The following is a 16,538-nucleotide window of genomic DNA, read 5'->3' on the forward strand; positions in this document are numbered from 1 at the left end:
TCGCCGGGAGCGCCTTTGGCGCCGCGTTACAATCGGGCATTCCCGCATCCAGCAGTCGAGTTGCGTCCATGAGCACCCCCGCCAGCAACGTTTCCGCCGCCGATACCGGCGCGGCCACCGCCAGCGCCACGCCGCTGCGTTTCGTCACCGCCGCCAGCCTGTTCGATGGCCACGACGCCGCCATCAACATTATGCGCCGGCTGATCCAGGCCCAGGGCGCGGAGGTCATCCACCTGGGTCACAACCGCTCGGTGGAGGACGTGGTGCGTGCCGCGCTGCAGGAGGATGCCGACGGCATCGCGCTGTCCAGCTACCAGGGCGGCCACGTCGAGTACCTCAAGTACATGGTGGACATGCTCAAGGAGCGCGACGCCGGCCACATCAAGATCTTCGCCGGCGGTGGCGGCACCATCACCCCCGAGGAGATCCGCGAGCTGCAGGCCTACGGCGTGGAGCGCATCTACCACCCCAACGACGGCATGCACATGGGGCTGGTGGCGATGATCGAGGACGTGGTCCGCCGCGCCAGCGAAGGCCGCCAGGCCGACACCACCCCGGACAAGCCGGCCGCGATCGACGACGAGATCACCATCGGCAAGACCCTCAGCGCCATCGAGGAAGGCCTGCTGGACGAGGCCGAGCTCTCCCACCAGCGCAAGCAGTGGCAGCTGGCTGGCGGCAAGACCCCGGTCATCGGCATCACCGGCACCGGCGGCGCCGGCAAGTCCTCGGTCACCGACGAGCTGCTCAACCGCTTCCTGGCGAACTTCCCGGAGATGCGCATCGCCGTGATCTCGGTCGACCCCACCCGCCGCCGCACCGGTGGCGCACTGCTGGGCGACCGCATCCGCATGAACTCCCTGCGCAGCGAGCGCGTCTACATGCGCTCCATGGCGACCCGCCGCCAGCACGCCGCCACCAACGCCGTGCTGAAGGACTCGATCGGCTTTTTGAAGGGCCTGGGCTACGACCTGGTGATCGTCGAGACCGCCGGCATCGGCCAGAGCGACTCGGAGATCGTCGACCTGGTCGACTTCCCGATGTACGTCATGACCAGCGACTTCGGTGCCCCCAGCCAGCTGGAGAAGATCGACATGCTCGACTTCGCCGAACTGGTGGTGCTCAACAAGTACGACAAGCGCGGCGCCGAAGACGCCCTGCGCGACATCCGCAAACAATGGAAGCGCAACCGCGTCGCCTTCCAGACCAAGGACGAGGATGTCCCCGTCTACCCGACCATCGCCAGCCAGTTCAACGACCCCGGCATCAGCTGGATGTTCACCAACCTCTGCCGCCTGCTGCGCGAGAAGCTGGGCGTGGGTGGTGGCGCCGACGCCGGTGCATCCGGCGTGGGTGGCTCCAATGTAGGAGCGACGTCAGTCGCGACCCCGCAGAGCTCCCCGAACGATGTACAGGTCGCGACTGACGTCGCTCCTACATCGAAAGGCAATTCCCGCTGCGACTTCCACCCCGACATCGACACCTCGCTGAAGGAGCCGCGCGCCACCGTCCTGATCCCCGGCAACCGCGTCCGCTACCTCGCCGAGATCGCCGAACAGGGCAGGGGCATCAACCAGCGCATCGAGAGCCAAGCCGAGATCGCCGACCGCGCGCAGTCGATGTGGCAGGCCCTGAGCGAGCTGGAAGACCCGCAGCTCCCCAAGCAGCTCGACCTCTACCAGGCAGAGGCCCTTGTAGGAGCGACGTCAGTCGCGACCGCTGTAGGAGGGTCTTCAGGCCCGACCGCGACATCCGCTGACGGCGAAACCCGCGGGGAAACCGATTCTCCGATCGCGGCTGAAGCCGCTCCTACAAATGCCCACACAGGCGCAGGGGCCCCCGACCGCACGCTGCTGAACCTCCGCCAACGCTACAACGACGCCGTCCAATCCCTCGACTCCGAGGCCCTCAAGCTCCTGCGCGACTGGCCGGCACGCCTCAAGTCCATCACCGACGAGGTCAACGAGTACCAGGTCCGCGACAAGACCATCCGCGTGGAGAACTACCGCGAGTCCCTGTCGCACCAGCAGATCCCCAAGATCGCCGCGCCCACGTACAAGTCCTGGGGCGAGCTGCTGACCTTCCTGCAGAAGGAAAACCTGCCTGGCGCGTACCCCTACACCGGCGGCGTCTACCCGTACCGCCGCACCGGCGAGGACCCGATCCGCATGTTCGCCGGCGAGGGCACCCCGGAGCGCACCAACCGCCGCTTCCACTACCTCAGCCTCGGCCAGCCGGCCGCGCGCCTGTCCACCGCGTTCGACTCCGTCACCCTGTACGGCGAGGACCCGGCGCCGCGCCCGGACATCTACGGCAAGATCGGCAACTCCGGCGTCAACATCCCCACGCTGGACGACATGAAGAAGCTGTACTCCGGCTTCGACCTGTGCGCCCCGACCACCTCGGTGTCGATGACCATCAACGGCCCCGCGCCGATGATCCTGGCGATGTTCATGAATACCGCCATCGACCAGCAGGTGGAGAAGTACCTGCGCGAGGACCAGGCCCGCTGGGACGACGCCCGCGCGAAGATGGACAAGCTGTTCGAAGGCAAGCAACGCCCCGAATATGGCGGCACCCTGCCCGAAGGCCATGACGGCCTCGGCCTGGGCCTGCTGGGCATCACCGGCGACCAGCTGGTGGATGCCGAGACCTACGCCCGCATCAAGGCGCACACCCTCAAGACCGTCCGCGGCACCGTGCAGGCCGACATCCTCAAGGAAGACCAGGCCCAGAACACCTGCATCTTCAGCACCGAGTTCGCCCTGCGGATGATGGGAGACATCCAGCAGTACTTCGTCGACAACGGCGTGCGCAACTTCTACTCGGTGTCGATCTCCGGCTACCACATCGCCGAGGCCGGGGCGAACCCGATCAGCCAGCTCGCCTTCACCCTGAGCAACGGCTTCACCATCGTCGAGTACTACCTCGCGCGCGGCATGAAGATCGACGACTTCGCGCCCAACCTGTCGTTCTTCTTCAGCAACGGCATGGACCCGGAGTACACCGTCATCGGCCGCGTCGCCCGCCGCATCTGGGCCCGCGCCATGCGCGAACGCTACGGCGCCAGCGCCCGCAGCCAGATGATGAAGTACCACATCCAGACCAGCGGCCGGTCCCTGCACGCGCAGGAGATCCAGTTCAACGACATCCGCACCACGCTCCAGGCCCTGTACGCCCTGTTCGACAACTGCAACAGCCTGCACACCAACGCCTACGACGAGGCCATCACCACGCCGACCGAAGAGAGCGTGCGCCGCGCCGTCGCCATCCAGATGATCATCAACAAGGAGCTGGGGCTGAACTTCTGCGAGAACCCCTGGCAGGGCAGCTTCATCGTCGACAAGCTCACCGATATCGTCGAAGAGGCCGTCTACAAGGAGTTCGAGGCCATCAGCGAGCGCGGCGGCGTGCTCGGCGCCATGGACACCATGTACCAGCGCGGCAAGATCCAGGAAGAGAGCCTGTACTACGAGCACAAGAAGCACGACGGCAGCCTGCCGCTGGTCGGCGTCAACACGTTCCTGCCGAAGGAGCACGCCGGCGACATCGTCACCGAGATCGAACTGATCCGCTCGACCGAGGAAGAGAAGGGCCAGCAGATCGACAACGTCGCCAACTACCAGCAGCTCCGCAACGCCCTGACCCCGTCCGCCCCTGTAGGAGCGACGTCAGTCGCGATCGGAACCTCTGACCGCGACGCCGGTCTCGCCTACCTCCAGAAAACCGCCCGCGACCGCCGGAACGTGTTCGAATCGTTGATGGAAGCGGTGAAGACGCACTCGCTAGGGCAGATCAGCCATGCGTTGTATGAGGTGGGTGGGGAATACCGACGGAATATGTGATTTATTTGAATTGATTGCAGAAGAACGGCCCGCGCTTGCGGGCTTTTCTTTGAAACAGGGGCGACGAAATGTTGAGCAAAACTCAAATAGATAAAGTTGGCGATAAATTAAGGCGTGACGAGGCTGATGAGGATGCGCTAACAAAGCTTTTTCAGTATCAGGAAGAATTTGTTCCCGCCTATAAGTATGTCGAGAGAATTCTTACGAAGAAGATGTACCTAACAATCACCGGTCGGCCGGCCAAGTCGACATTGTCAATTATCGAGAAGCTTAGACGGATCAATTCCCGGCTTTCTCAAGTTCAGGATGTGTCAGGTTGTCGTACTATCGTCCACAATCTGGCCGCCCAGGATGAAGCCATTCAGAGGGCGAAAGACTGGTTTGTGTCGTTGCAAGTGGATGATAAGCGCGACAATCCAACTCATGGATATCGCGCGGTTCATTTGTTGGTCATGCATGAAGGAAAATGTGTGGAAGTTCAGATTCGTACTAGGATCCAACACTTCTGGGCAACTATTTCGGAAAAGCTGTCTGATACGTATGGGCAGGAGATCAAGTATGGAAAAGGTAATCAAAAGGTCCTATCACTTCTTGATCGGCTCTCGCACAACACCCGGCACTTTGATTTATTAGTAAACCGGCTTCACGAGATGCAGCACGATCATGTGCTTGCACTATCACAGAATAGGCGGGATCAGGTGCGGACGCTAAATAAGCGCATCAAGGATCAGGAACAGCAGCTACGTCACACCATGTACGAAGCACGAGCAATCTTACTCAAATTTGATCAGATGGAGGATCGCAATGTACTTTCTGATTAACTACAGTCGTCAGGATGGAAAGCTGCTAAGCATAACGGAGTATTGCGACAGTGCCGAGGCATCTAAAGCGAAGCGCGAGGTTGAGATTGCTGCTATTGGGAAGTCGGTGAAGACTGAAATCGTGATTTTGGAGGCCGATAACTTAGACTCCCTTAAGAGTAGCCATAGCCGTTATTTCAATGATCTCGGGAATATCCAGCTTTCCAAGTAACATGAGTAGTTTCCGATCAGTGTGAGTTCGAGGGGCGGAATGTCTGGATTGAATAATTTGCGTCAGCGTCACGACGACGCGCTTTCCCGCGTGGGCTGGGACCACTTCGAAAGTTTGCTGGCGGTCTACTTCCGCGGTCAGGGTTACGAGGTCGGTCAGTCAGTCGCGGACGGCGCCGACAGCAACACCGGACTCCAGCTACATCCAGACGTCGCAGGCGCGAGCTCCGGTACCCACAGCAGAGCGGTGTCGCGAACTGATCGATGCACCTTCGGGCACCTACATCGACCACTGCATGAGTTCGACCCCACCGACCGTTCGCACGGAAGAGGGGCGCCGCGAACTCACACGTAAGGCGGATGCGGCGATGAAGGTGCTGGAAGCGCCGACTCCGGAGATGTAGCGAGGCCAGAGCGCCAATCGGACTGACCAAGCTTTTCTGGCAGGATCGCCCCGTACCCACGATCAACCCACACGCCACACGGACCGGCGGAGCAAGGACGCATCCGGCACTCGCCGGATTCACACATGGATCGACAAGGAGATCACCGTGTCCCAGAACCACATTTCGCTCGACATCACCGACGATCAGGTCACCACCGCCCGCGCCGGGCTGGACCAGTTGGCCACCGCGCTGCCCGGGCTGGTGGCGATTCCGGATTCGGAGCGCCGCAACCTCATCTACATGGGCCCGCGCTCGGAGGTGTTCGTCCGACAGACCCTGCGGGTGATGGCGGCCAATCCGCAGGTCTTGCCGCCGAGCCTATGAAACGGCCGCAGCAAAACGCGCGTATAGGTCACCCGGTAGATCGTGAGCAAGGCGCCATGTGATTCCCATCGGGCGCTCGCCTTTATGCGAGACGTATGACGCAGGCCCCAATAGCCAGAACGCCCGCTGATCCGTCGTCAGGCGGGCGAATGGCAGTGCAATGCTTCCGGCGGTCCCGTGCTGCTGGTACCTCTGACCGGTGTCGCTCTCCGCACGGGTAACGGACTGACTTTCCCAGTGGATCAGCTCCCGGCTGATCGCGTAGTCCCGATATCGCGTGGTGGGCGAGAAGTGTCCACTTGCTTTGTCGAGAGTGAATGCCAGCAAGTCCACCGATGCGTCCGGAAGCCAGCGCACGCCTTCCCGCCACTCCGGCACTTTCAACCGATCCCCTTCGCTGAAAGCGGCAAGAATCTCCCTCCGTGTGTATCGGGCATGGACATACAAGGGCACTTCGGGGTGCGTTGAAAGCGGAGCCTGTACGTGATCGATACGTTCGGTAAGGACATCCATCAGCTGGTCCAGCTCCATCAAAACTTGTGGGTGCTGCCATATCAGTGATGCGGCGTCATTGAGGTTCTCGCCAACCGTGCTTACGCTCTCGGTGAGCACCGTTGCCAGCATATGGAACAGCCGGCGGGTACGAGTATCGAGCGAGCCAATGCTCGGCGGCAGCGTTGATTGCGCAAAGCTGCGGTACTGCTTAATCCGCTGCTCATCGTCGAGGTGGAGCAATCTCCCCAACGCGCGCCGCAGTGCGTTCTCCTCAGGCCCGTTCGGCAAAGTTGCTACGCCACCCGCTTCCAGCAAGTCGGACCAGCAGTGGTTGTTGGAGTAGATGTCTTCGAGCTCGAGTCCGGATTCCTCGAGAAATCTCTTGAGCGTGATGTCGGGTGTGGCTTCCGCCACGCGCTGCAGCTCGCGCGCCTTTGCAGGCCACGTGGAAGGCAGGCTCTGACGAATATTCTCGAGCACCGTTTGCGTGGCAACGGCATCAAGTTGCATATGACAACCGCTGGGCAAGAAGGGGAAGCCACTCTCAATCTGTTTCTCCAGTTGCTTTCGGCTGCCGCCCAGTAACGCTCCAAACCTGCGGTGGAACTGAAACTCCTTGCGGTGCTGGCCAACGAAGTCCAGCACGGTGCAAACGGACTTTGTTTCCTGGCGACGTAGGCCACGGCCGAGTTGCTGTAGGAAACAGTCGGGCTATCGGTCGGCCGCAACAGCAGGAGAGTATCGACGGAAGGCACGTCTACGCCTTCGTTAAAGAGATCTGCGGAGAACACCGCTCGGAGTTCGCCGGCTTTCAGCGCCTCTAGAGCATGGCGTCGCTGCTCGGGTGGCGTGTCTGCCCATACCGCTACTGCCGGCAGATCGGCCTCGCAGAACTGGTCCGCCATGAATCGCGCGTGTGCCACTGAGACGCAGAAGCCCAATGCGCGCATCGAGTCGGGATCCGGAGCGACCTTGGCGACGTTTTCAATGATCAATCGAGCCAGCGCGTGATCACCAGTCACCAAATTGCTGAGTTCCTGCGGGTCATAGCCGCGACCTCGCTTCCACGTCACCCCGCGGTAGTCCACGCCATCGCTAATGCCGTAGTAGGCGAAGGGGCTCAAGCGGTGCTGATCGATGGCATCCCACAAACGCAGTTCAGCGGCGATCCTGCCGTTGAACCAATGCAGGATTGGTTCCTCGTCACTGCGCTCGGGCGTGGCGGTGAGGGCGAGCAGCTCGATTGGACAAAGGTGGTCGAGCAGCGCCTTGTAGGTACGTGCCGCGGCATGGTGGAACTCGTCGATGATCACAACATCGAAATGGTCCGGCTCGATGTTGGCCAAGCCGGTAGCGGTCAGGCTCTGCACTGACGCAAACACGTGATCGAAATGCGTCGGATGGTTGCCACCGACCCAGAGCTCGCCGAACGCGGCGTCCCGCAACGCGTGTCGGAATGTCGCAAGGCTTTGCTCGAGGATTTCTTTGCGGTGAGCGATGAAGAGCAGGCGCGTACGTGGCAAGCGCCCCCGCAGGCGCTGGTAGTCCAGTGCCGCCATGACCGTCTTACCGGTTCCTGTGGCCGAGACCAGCAAGTTTCGATGCCGGCCTCGCAGCCGTGAGAGCTCGATCTGCTCCAACAGCCGGGATTGGAACGGTTCAGGGCGGATTTCGACGGGGCTGAGATATACCCTCGGGCCGCTGGCCGGTGTTTGTGTCAGCTCACGGAACTCAGCCTCGTCGAAGGGGCGGAAGTCGTCGTTGTTCCAGTAGCTGTCGAAGACGGCCGAGAACTTGTCGATGACGTCAGGGTTTCGAGCGCCGGAGACGCGCACATTCCACTCCAGCCCCGTGACCTGCGCGGAGTGGGTCAAGTTCGACGAACCGATAAAAGCCGTCGAGTAGCCAGAAGCACGATGAAACAGCCATGCCTTAGCGTGGAGACGTGTGCTGGAAGTGTCGTAGGAAACGCGTACATCGGCCCCGAGGTCGCGCAGCGCTTGGAGTGCCGACAACTCCGTGGAGTTGGTGTACGTCGTAGTCAGCAGTCGCAACGGTCGCGTTGCGTCTCGGTGTCGCCGCAGGAGCTCGAGCAGTGGCTGAATACCGGAGCGTCGGACAAAGGCCATCAGGATGTCGATGCGATCGGCGGACGGGACTTCGGATTGGAGCTGGAACCCGATCCGCGGTTCCCCCGGTGCATTGGTCAGCAGGGTGGTATCCAACAGTGGCGTCGCGGGGAGCTTGATGTGCTCGGCCGTGCCGTCGGGCCGCAGTGAGGCTATGGCTTGGAGGACTTCACCTGCCGGGGAGGGTGCATCTGCCGCATCGACGCCCTTTGCAGCCGCGTTGAGAAGATCCACGATTTGTCCGGCAAGCTGCACGCCTACGTCGGTCCGCCGTTTGGCATCGAGACCTGAAATCGCTCGCCGTATGAGCGTCCCCAAGTGCAGTGCTATCCGGTCGGCCGCTTCTTCTCCGTGGAGCCGGGCGCGAAAGGCCTCATGCTTCGCATCAAGCTCTCTTAGCTGCGCTTCAAGCGCCACGGTAATGAGCTGCTCGTACAGCCCACGCTGGAGTCCGGTCATGCCGCCCAGGCTAGCACCGCTGCTGGCCAGATTCGTCGATTGGGAGGCCCCCCTGGTCTCAGTTGGAGCGACTGCTCCTAGCGAAGATATCTCCGTCCAGTAATTGGGGGAATCGATATGGCGGATCTGGCCTATGACGACGGGTGCAGCATCTTCGAATACATGTACCGGGATGCCGGCAACTGGAAGACACACGGAGCTCTGCTGTTATCGGGAGCGCCGCTCGAGTCAGCCGTGCGTGAGTGCCTCGAGTGGGGAGACCAGTTCGTGGCGGAGCAGGTTGGTGTGCCATCGCTTTGCCCCGAACATTTCGCTGCAACGGGTGAGGGGCCGTCGGACCTCGATCACGCGTATCACGAGTTCGTCGCGCTCCGCTCTGCTTCCGTAGAGGAAGTCGAGAGTCTTCCTGTGGCTGGCGCCTTGTCCGACCTGGTGAAACTCATGCTGGCAGCCAAAGGGCGATGGGATGTGAGACTGTCACCCAACTGCGAATAAGTGCCTAGATGTGATCTGTCAGTAGGCTATTCATCCGGGGTGGCGAATAGCGTACGTGCGCTCCTACGCCAGTTCCGACCAGCGCGTCGGTGAGCCGCCGTATTGGCTGCACCACTACAGCTGGCACCGCAACCACGCCAGCCTTGGCTATAACCCGCTTATCAGTCGCCTTCAGATCCCACTGAGCAACGTACTGGGTTTACACAGCTACCGGACGACTGTGGCGTATCGGACAGGACATTGCGCACCGAAGTGTCGGCAACGGGTCGCACTAAATGCGACGGTCACTCAGCCGCCGGTGGGGCGTCTGCGGCGGGAGTCAAGGTCTTGCTGACTACCCCTGCTTGATCTGCAAGCAGGGGGCCTAATTCTGTTACGGAACTCCACTTCCGAATGGCCACAAAATTTTCGTATAAGCACCATAGGAGAAAAGCGATTGGCAGAATCAGGGTGATTCTCTGCTTCCGCACTTCTTTCTCCAAGTGTACCTGGAGTTCCGCGTCGCCCCAGATATCACACAGGATCTGAGTCTCTTTCCTAGAAAACCCGGCGGCGGGCGATTGTTCGATGCTGTCGCCGTTGCACGAGCTGACGTAGAGTGGCTCGTGGTTTTTTAGTGAGAATGGGGAGGCAATCTCTGCTTCTTTTTCGCCGAGCCAGAGCCAGGTGTCGGTGGCTTTGAGCGTTACAAGTAAGCGACTGCTTGCAGTGGCGGCCAAAAGCATAATCAGCGTTAAGAACAGAGGTAAAAACAGGATAATTAGTCCCCCCAACCACCTTTTCGCCGACCCATGGGAGCGAGTCAGCGTCAGGCTTTTTTTGTCGAAAGCAGAGCCGGCCCGTCCAACCAGATAGAGAGGGATGTTGCTCTCTTCGGAAAACGCCAATAGAGCCTTGGCGTCGCTCAGCGTCTGCGCGCGGACTCCATGCGTCATCCGGAAGCTGGCTAGTGCAGCTTGATCCGCTAGGTCTTTTCTGATTACGGGATCTTCGATGTCATCCTTGCTGATGAAGAATCGTAAGAGCCGTGCGTTGATCGGGTGGAATGAGCCGGCCCGCCAGCACGTAAAGGCTGCGGCTAGAGTGAAGGCGACTCCCGAGGTTATGAAGACGCTGTTGGCAAATATGGCTATCCAGTCCATCTGGTTCCTTTGGATTGTCGGCTACGGGCTGCTCGTCTGTTTGCGGCGAGCCGGATGGATGTGATTGAGGTCGGTGCGGCGTGTGGGCGATGTACGGATCAAAACGAGACTGCCGTCGTGCCTTTGCACTGCGGGAAACGCGTGCAGCCCCAGAACGGCTGTCGCGTGTGCCGGTTATGCCGGAGGGCCATCGCACCGGCACAAACAGGGCAGGAAGGCGTGTCACTGGCGGGAGCCGCCTGTGTCGGTGCCGGTCTTCCGCCAGCCTGTGCGGCGCGTATCCGTTCCAGCAGGTCGCGCCCGGTCACGAGGTGGATCAGCTTTCCTTCGGCGAAGCGCGCTGCATCGGGGGTGAAATCCCCGAGGCTGACGATATGCACGGCAGCTGCGCCATGGTGGTCGACCAGCCCCCACATTTCGCGGACCGTAGCGGCACCCACCTGGCGGCGCTTCCACTGCTTGCACTGCACCAGCTCGCGACGGCCGCTCTTGGACACGATCAGGTCGATGCCGCCGTCCTTGCCCCCGAGTCCGGTTTCGGCAACCTCGTAGCCCTGTCGGCGGAACGACTCGCCCACCAGCATCTCGAATTCGCGCCATGAGATGTCAGCCAGGCTGTCGAGGTCGCTGCGGGTGTCGTGCAGGCGTCGTCGCTGCTTCGCCCTGAGCCAGGACACGCCCGCTGCAATCCAGCAGGCGAGCATCGCGAACCACGCCAGCGGCGCCAGCGTCCCGCCAATCTGCTGCCCCAGAGGCCCGAGCAGCGAACTGCCCGCAGCCGAGAACCATGTCCCGACGCCGTAGCGGATGAGGAGAAAGGCGAGGATGCCCGCCACAATGCCCACCGGCCACGGCGATGACGCGACCTCATCCAGGCCACTCTTTCTTCGACGTCCCATATCCCCTCCCGTATCTGGCGATGGTAGCGCTGCCGGTGGCGCGCGCCATGCTGCGTGGCTGCATTTCGCGCTTGCGGCGCCCCAGCCACACATGTACGCTCCACCGGACACAATGTCCGGTAAAGCGTACATATGGCTCGCATCCTCATCGTGGTGGTTCTGAGCTTTGGCCTGGGCGGTCTGCTGGCTTCCGGCGCAGCGGTCTGGCCGGTGCCTCCGGGCGTCGCGGGTGCGCTGCTGATGATGCTCGTGGCGTTGGTGGTGCGGCGGCGCTGGGGGCTGCTGGCCGACACCGCACCGGGCTCGCCCGAGCGCATGCTCTGGGTCTCGCTGGCCGCCAATGCCGTTGTCGCGGGGCACCTGCTGGCCGCGATGTACCACATCGGCCCGACGCTGGTGATGCATACGCCGGTCGTACATGCACTGGGGCGGGACAGTTGGACGCTGGTCGCCGGCGCTTTGCTGGCGTACTGGATCGTCCGTGACCCGGCGCCGCGTGCCGACGAGCGCGACCGCGCCATCGCCTCGCAGGGCCTGCGCACCGCGCACTACGGCCTGTTGACGGTGCTGGTGGTGCAGATCCTGGTGCTGGGGTTCGTGCACGACGGTTGGGTCAGCCAGCTTTCGCGGCCAACCATCGCCCATGCGCTGATCCTGGCCATCATCGCCAGCGTGCTGGTGGATGCGATCGCGCGGCTGCGGGCATACGCGCTGGAAGCGATGGCGTCGGAGGCGGACCTGCACCAATGACTGCGCCACCGGTCGGCAACCACTTGCGACGCCTGCGGTTCGAGCACGGCGGGCTCTCACAGGAGGCGCTGGCGCGCCGGGTAGGGGTGACCCGGCAGACCATCATCGCCATCGAGGGCGGCCGCTATGCACCTTCGCTGGAACTGGCGATGCGGCTGGCGCGCAGCTTCGATCTGAGCGTCGACGAGGTCTTTTTCTGGACGGGCGACGAGGATTGAGTTCCGCACCCGGTACCCCGCAGCCGCTAGCAATAACCCGCGAGCCGTAATCCCGTTCCACCCACCAAGTCCACCCACCAAGGCGACCCGACATGAGCGCACGCGCATTTCCCTTCTTACTCAAGATCCTGCTGTGGGCGATCGGCATCGCGCTGGCGCTGCTGCTGGTTGGCGCGGCGTGGGTGTTATGGCGGGTCTACAGCTTCGATACCGAGACCCTGCCCGAGCGACATGGGCAGGTCGACGCGCGGCTGTATGCGCCCGCTGGCCCCCCGCGGCCCCTGCTGGTTGGCCTGGGCGGCGCCGAGGGCGGCAACAGCTGGACGCGTGATCACTGGCAACAACAGCGCGACCGCTTCCAGCAACAGGGCTATGCACTCCTGGCGCTGGGGTATTTCGGGCAGCCCAATACTCCGCAGGATCTGGACCGCATCGCGCTGGAGGGCGTGCAGGAGGCAATCCGCGAGGCGCAGGGCGACCCGGCAGTCAACGGCGACTGCGTGATCCTCATGGGCGGGTCGAAGGGTGCCGAGTTGGCGCTGCTCCTCGCCGCGCATGACCCGGACATCGATGCGGTGGTTGCCATGGCCCCGGGCGACACGGTCTTCCCCGCGCATACAGACGCGATGACCACGTCTTCGTGGTCGTATCGCGGGGAGCCGCTGCCGTTTGCGCCCATCCCGTGGTCGGCCACGCCCGACCTGATCGGCGGCAATCTCCATGCCGTGATGGAGCGGACGCTGGCGGGCGAGACCGCCGCCGCGGCAGCGATTCCGGTGGAGCGCATCGCGGGGCCCATCCTGCTGGTTGCTGCGCAGGACGACGAGATGTGGCCGTCGGTACGGATGTCACGCCGCATGGTCGAGCGGCTGGAAGGCGCGGGGTCTTCTTATCCCAAAGAGTTGGTCGTGGTGGAAGGCGGGCACGAGGCGGTGGTCGATCATTTCGACCGTGTCGAAGCGTTCCTGCAGGAACACGTCGCTACCCAGGCGGGGTGCCGGCCGGTGAGCGTGGCAGAGAGCTAACTGGCGAGAACCCTGAAGATGTACGCTTCGGACCGGCTGCAGTCCCGGAGCCAGTCTGTAACTGTTTTCGAGGAATGCCAGGTATGTCCATGATCGGCCGTCGTTTGGTGCTGTTCCTGATGCTGGGTTGCCTGTCGCCCGTGACGTGGGCCGCCGACGACACGGCGACATCGGGGCTATGGGTTCACGAGGACCCGTCGGCGATTGCCTGGCAGCCGCCGCCGGGACACAACAGCAGATGGCGCGAGCTCCTGAACCACGAGCTGCGGCGCAATCCCCGCAACGTGTCGGCGCGGATACACCGGGCCTATCTGCTCGACAGGGCAGGCGACCATGAGCGGGCGCGGCGCGATTACGATGCGGCACTCGAAGCTGCACCGCCGCAGAGCCCGGAGCTTCGGCACATCCTCTGGTCGCGCGGCTGGAGCCGCTACGACATGGGCGATCTGGCCGGGGCGCTCGAAGACTGGCAGGAGTCCGTACGCCTTCACGGGGGCCGCCCGTTCTGGGTCCCCTATACCTTCGCATTGACGTACTGGACGCAAGGCGACGTCGAGCAGGCGATGAAGTGGTACCAGGCTGCGGTCGGCGCGAGCAAGGACTGGAGCACCGAGGCCGGAATGAAGGACAGGATCAGCCACTGGCGTCCCGAGCAACGCGAGCGCATGCAGGCGCTTTTCGCATTCTGGAGCGCAGGGGCCGGGCCGGCTGTCGACCCGGCGGCGGCTGCTCCCGATCACCGGGAAGGCGGGTGACGTTTCACTGCTGGAGAGGGTCGTCCCGTTCGGGCTGCGTGGCTGATGCATGCCCGGCGCCTGCATCAAGCATGTCGTTCACCTGTTCGAAGAGGTTGAACATGTAGGGGCGGTCGGTTTCGACGCCCCGCCACAGGAACCAGCCTTGGGCCAGCAGGTTCGTGCCGGTATTTCGGCGGTTGACCATGACCAGGCGGCTTTCGGGATCAATGATGACGAACTGCCCACCCCAGCCGTCGGCGCAGAGCAGGCGCCGCCCGTTCTGTTGGCGCGTCCACCACATGTAGCCGTATCCCTCGAAGAATCCGCCACCGAAGGCTTTTTCCGGGTCGGTCGCGGTGGACGAGTGCATGGCGGTCATGTCGCGGATCCACTCCGCCGATACCAGCCGCCTGCCGCGATAGCTGCCTTCGTCGGCCACCAGCACCGCCAGGCGCATCAGGTCGTCGGCGCTCATGTAGATGACGTACTGCCGGACACTGGACCCATCGATGCTGTCCCAGTCGACATCGGCCGGCTCGAAGTGCTGCATGCCGAGAGGCTCCGCCAGCCACGTGGCGATCACCTCGCCCAGCTCCATGCCCGTCTCGCGCTCCAGGATTTCGCCGAGCGCGTTGAATCCCCAGTTGTTGTAGAAGAATTCTTCGCCCGGTTTCGCGGCGTGGCGGTCCGGGCGTTCCCAGTTCTGCCCGGAAGCATCGATATAGATGCCTGATCGGGACATCATCAGGTCGCGGATCGTGGCCTGCTTTTCCGCAGTTGTCAGGGGTGTTTCGCGGTCGTCGAAGCCGAGTTCTTCCAGGCTGTCATCGAGCTCCACGAGGCCCTTTTCGATGGCCATGCCGTAGAGCACCGCGAGGATGCTCTTGCGGACGGAATGCGTATTGATCTTCTCCACGGCCTGGCCTTGCCGGAGTACCAGCTCGCCGTCCTTGGCGATGATCAATGCGTCCGAGCGGTGCTGGGGGGCGTCGCTCGCCAGTCGGGTGATGGCGGGCGCATTCCAGTGCGGGGACTTCGGGAAGTCCGCGAGGCCGTGCGGGCGCGTATCCAACGCGCAACCGGTGGCAAGGGAAAGCAGCGCCGCATAGAGAACGGCGGCGAGGCGGGAGCCGGAATGGCTGGAGGTCATGGGTGCCTGTTTCCGAGGAAGTGGGCGCTCAGACTCACCCGGCCCCGGCAGACATGCCTCCCGCTGGCCAATGGGATGCTCCCAAAAAAAACGGGAGGCCATTCCTGTCTACGGTTGCTGGCGGAATTCGGTTGGCGACAGGCCCGTGTCAGCCTTGAATACGCGATAGAAGCTCGATTCGGAGTTGAAGCCACTTTCGAGTGAAATCGCCAACACCGACACGCTGCGGTAGCCGGGATCGCGCAGTTTCCGCTTGACCGCTTCGACACGGAACTCATTGACGTAGGTACGGAAGTTCTTGCCGGCGCCTTCCCTGATCAGCCGGGAGGTTTCAGCCGCGGTCAGGCCCAGCCGTTGCGCCACCATGTTGAGGTCCAGATCGGGCTCGGCGAACAGCTGTGATTCCTGCATCAGCGCTTGCAGCCGGCCGAAGGCCTCGTCGGTGGGCAGGTCAGCACGGGCAGGGCGGGCAGGCGGGGCGGGCTCGGCTGCGGCGTCCGGAAAACGCGGCAGGTCCTTCAGCCGGAAGCCGACGATGCCTGCCGTGTAGACCAGCACGACGTAGAACGCCTGGGCCGAAAGGCTGAAGACACTGCGCGCGCCCAGCCCGAGCAGGTGGTTGGCCGCAAAGCTGGCCAGATTGATGATGGCCGCCACCAGCGCCAGGGCCATGACTGCCTTCAGCAGCCCGAGCAGGTCCGCGTACCGCTCCGGGATCCAGTTGGCGATACGGGCGTGATGGCGCCTCACCCTCGACCACACCAGCACCGCCAGCACGGTGTTGATCCCGATGGTCAGGTAGTCCTCGAGCCGTTTGAGCTCCCCGTAGTGCCACCGCGCAGCGACGGCATCCAGCCTCGCGATGCTCGGCTCTCCAATGCCGGCAACGTAGACGAGCACGGAATAGCCCATGAAGATCGCCCACGGCAGCAACCATGCGAGCGCGCGACGGGTCGATGCGGCAGGGGCCGCCGTGAGGTTGAGCACGTACAGGTAGAACAGCGGGAAGATCGCCAGGTCGAAGCTCAGCGGTAGCCGCCGCAGCAACAAGTGCCCCTCAAGCCCCGCAGCGTGCGTCCACAGCCGGAGCAGGGTCAGCGACAGCGCCAGCACCCCGAGTGCCAGCCAGTGCGACCCATTCTTGCGGCCGGCATAGAACAGCAGCGCCAGGCCCGTGATCGCACCCTGCATGAATCCGAGCAGCAACACTGTGTCCATCAATGGCCGGCGTCCTGTGGCGGGAAGACGCCGCCCAGTCTGCCGCAGGCGGCGGGGCAGGTGTCGGATCGCTTTCAGCTCCGGGTAGCCAAACACGCGGATCCGGAAGCTTCGGGTGATACTGCGGCAGGTGCCAGCATCGGCGCCCGACTCGACCGACGCCCATTGGACCCGC

Annotated in this window: 14 protein-coding genes; 8 read left to right on the plus strand and 6 right to left on the minus strand. The window is 63.0% G+C overall.

Annotated features, from left to right (window positions below):
• The first annotated feature begins 68 nt into the window (after window positions 1-68).
• The 3 genes from B5D37_RS09890 to B5D37_RS09900 all read left to right on the plus strand — a co-directional run bounded on the left by B5D37_RS09890 (window position 69) and on the right by B5D37_RS09900 (window position 5,646).
• A complete protein-coding gene (locus B5D37_RS09890; protein WP_078758570.1) occupies window positions 69-3,845 on the plus strand; it encodes a methylmalonyl-CoA mutase family protein in 3,777 nt (1,258 codons plus the stop codon).
• Window positions 3,846-3,913: 68 nt separating this feature from the next.
• Window positions 3,914-4,666: a nucleotidyltransferase family protein gene (locus tag B5D37_RS09895; protein ID WP_078758571.1), complete on the plus strand. Its 753-nt coding sequence runs from the start codon at window positions 3,914-3,916 to the stop codon at window positions 4,664-4,666.
• A gap of 761 nt (window positions 4,667-5,427) precedes the next feature.
• Window positions 5,428-5,646 (plus strand): hypothetical protein, encoded by a 219-nt coding sequence (locus tag B5D37_RS09900; protein WP_078758572.1) that lies wholly within the window; start codon window positions 5,428-5,430, stop codon window positions 5,644-5,646.
• Here B5D37_RS09900 and B5D37_RS14935 read toward each other — a convergent pair.
• Window positions 5,641-6,381, minus strand: a complete 741-nt coding sequence (locus B5D37_RS14935; protein WP_200809230.1) for a DUF3427 domain-containing protein — start codon at window positions 6,379-6,381, stop codon at window positions 5,641-5,643. The two genes, B5D37_RS09900 and B5D37_RS14935, sit on opposite strands and share 6 nt — an antisense overlap.
• 53 nt (window positions 6,382-6,434) lie before the next feature.
• Window positions 6,435-8,729 (minus strand): DEAD/DEAH box helicase family protein, encoded by a 2,295-nt coding sequence (locus tag B5D37_RS09905; protein WP_200809223.1) that lies wholly within the window; start codon window positions 8,727-8,729, stop codon window positions 6,435-6,437.
• A gap of 117 nt (window positions 8,730-8,846) precedes the next feature.
• On the opposite strand from B5D37_RS09905, the gene B5D37_RS09910 reads away from it, so the two are divergent.
• On the plus strand, window positions 8,847-9,224 hold the full coding sequence (locus B5D37_RS09910; RefSeq protein ID WP_078758573.1) for a hypothetical protein: 378 nt from the start codon (window positions 8,847-8,849) through the stop codon (window positions 9,222-9,224).
• Window positions 9,225-9,508: 284 nt separating this feature from the next.
• Here B5D37_RS09910 and B5D37_RS09915 read toward each other — a convergent pair whose 3' ends face one another.
• Together B5D37_RS09915 and B5D37_RS09920 are read right to left on the minus strand one after the other, a co-directional pair.
• On the minus strand, window positions 9,509-10,366 hold the full coding sequence (locus B5D37_RS09915) for a DUF6216 family protein (RefSeq protein WP_078758574.1): 858 nt from the start codon (window positions 10,364-10,366) through the stop codon (window positions 9,509-9,511).
• 98 nt (window positions 10,367-10,464) lie between these two features.
• Window positions 10,465-11,265, minus strand: coding sequence for a restriction endonuclease (locus B5D37_RS09920; protein WP_078758575.1), 801 nt, complete (start codon window positions 11,263-11,265; stop codon window positions 10,465-10,467).
• Window positions 11,266-11,397: 132 nt separating this feature from the next.
• Here B5D37_RS09920 and B5D37_RS09925 point away from each other — a divergent pair, with 132 nt between their 5' ends.
• From B5D37_RS09925 to B5D37_RS09940, 4 genes are all read left to right on the plus strand, one after another.
• Window positions 11,398-12,015, plus strand: coding sequence for a hypothetical protein (locus tag B5D37_RS09925; RefSeq protein WP_078758576.1), 618 nt, complete (start codon window positions 11,398-11,400; stop codon window positions 12,013-12,015).
• The gene (locus B5D37_RS09930) at window positions 12,012-12,233 is read left to right on the plus strand and encodes a helix-turn-helix transcriptional regulator (protein WP_078758577.1); all 222 of its coding nucleotides are present in this window, start codon (window positions 12,012-12,014) and stop codon (window positions 12,231-12,233) included. Before B5D37_RS09925 ends, B5D37_RS09930 begins: the two co-directional genes overlap by 4 nt.
• Window positions 12,234-12,325: 92 nt before the next feature.
• On the plus strand, window positions 12,326-13,258 hold the full coding sequence (locus B5D37_RS09935; protein ID WP_078758578.1) for an alpha/beta hydrolase family protein: 933 nt from the start codon (window positions 12,326-12,328) through the stop codon (window positions 13,256-13,258).
• 83 nt (window positions 13,259-13,341) lie between these two features.
• Window positions 13,342-14,013 (plus strand): tetratricopeptide repeat protein, encoded by a 672-nt coding sequence (locus B5D37_RS09940; protein ID WP_159447377.1) that lies wholly within the window; start codon window positions 13,342-13,344, stop codon window positions 14,011-14,013.
• Window positions 14,014-14,017: 4 nt separating this feature from the next.
• Here the strand turns inward: B5D37_RS09940 and B5D37_RS09945 are convergent, their stop codons facing one another.
• Window positions 14,018-15,145, minus strand: coding sequence for a serine hydrolase domain-containing protein (locus B5D37_RS09945; protein ID WP_159447378.1), 1,128 nt, complete (start codon window positions 15,143-15,145; stop codon window positions 14,018-14,020).
• Window positions 15,146-15,253: 108 nt separating this feature from the next.
• Window positions 15,254-16,363 carry a helix-turn-helix transcriptional regulator gene (locus tag B5D37_RS09950; protein ID WP_078758581.1) on the minus strand — a complete coding sequence of 370 codons (1,110 nt, stop codon included), beginning with the start codon at window positions 16,361-16,363 and terminating at the stop codon, window positions 15,254-15,256.
• Window positions 16,364-16,538: the final 175 nt, after the last annotated feature.

Origin of the sequence: Lysobacter spongiicola DSM 21749 (assembly GCF_900167055.1) — a bacterium.
Classification (GTDB): domain Bacteria; phylum Pseudomonadota; class Gammaproteobacteria; order Xanthomonadales; family Xanthomonadaceae; genus Novilysobacter; species Novilysobacter spongiicola.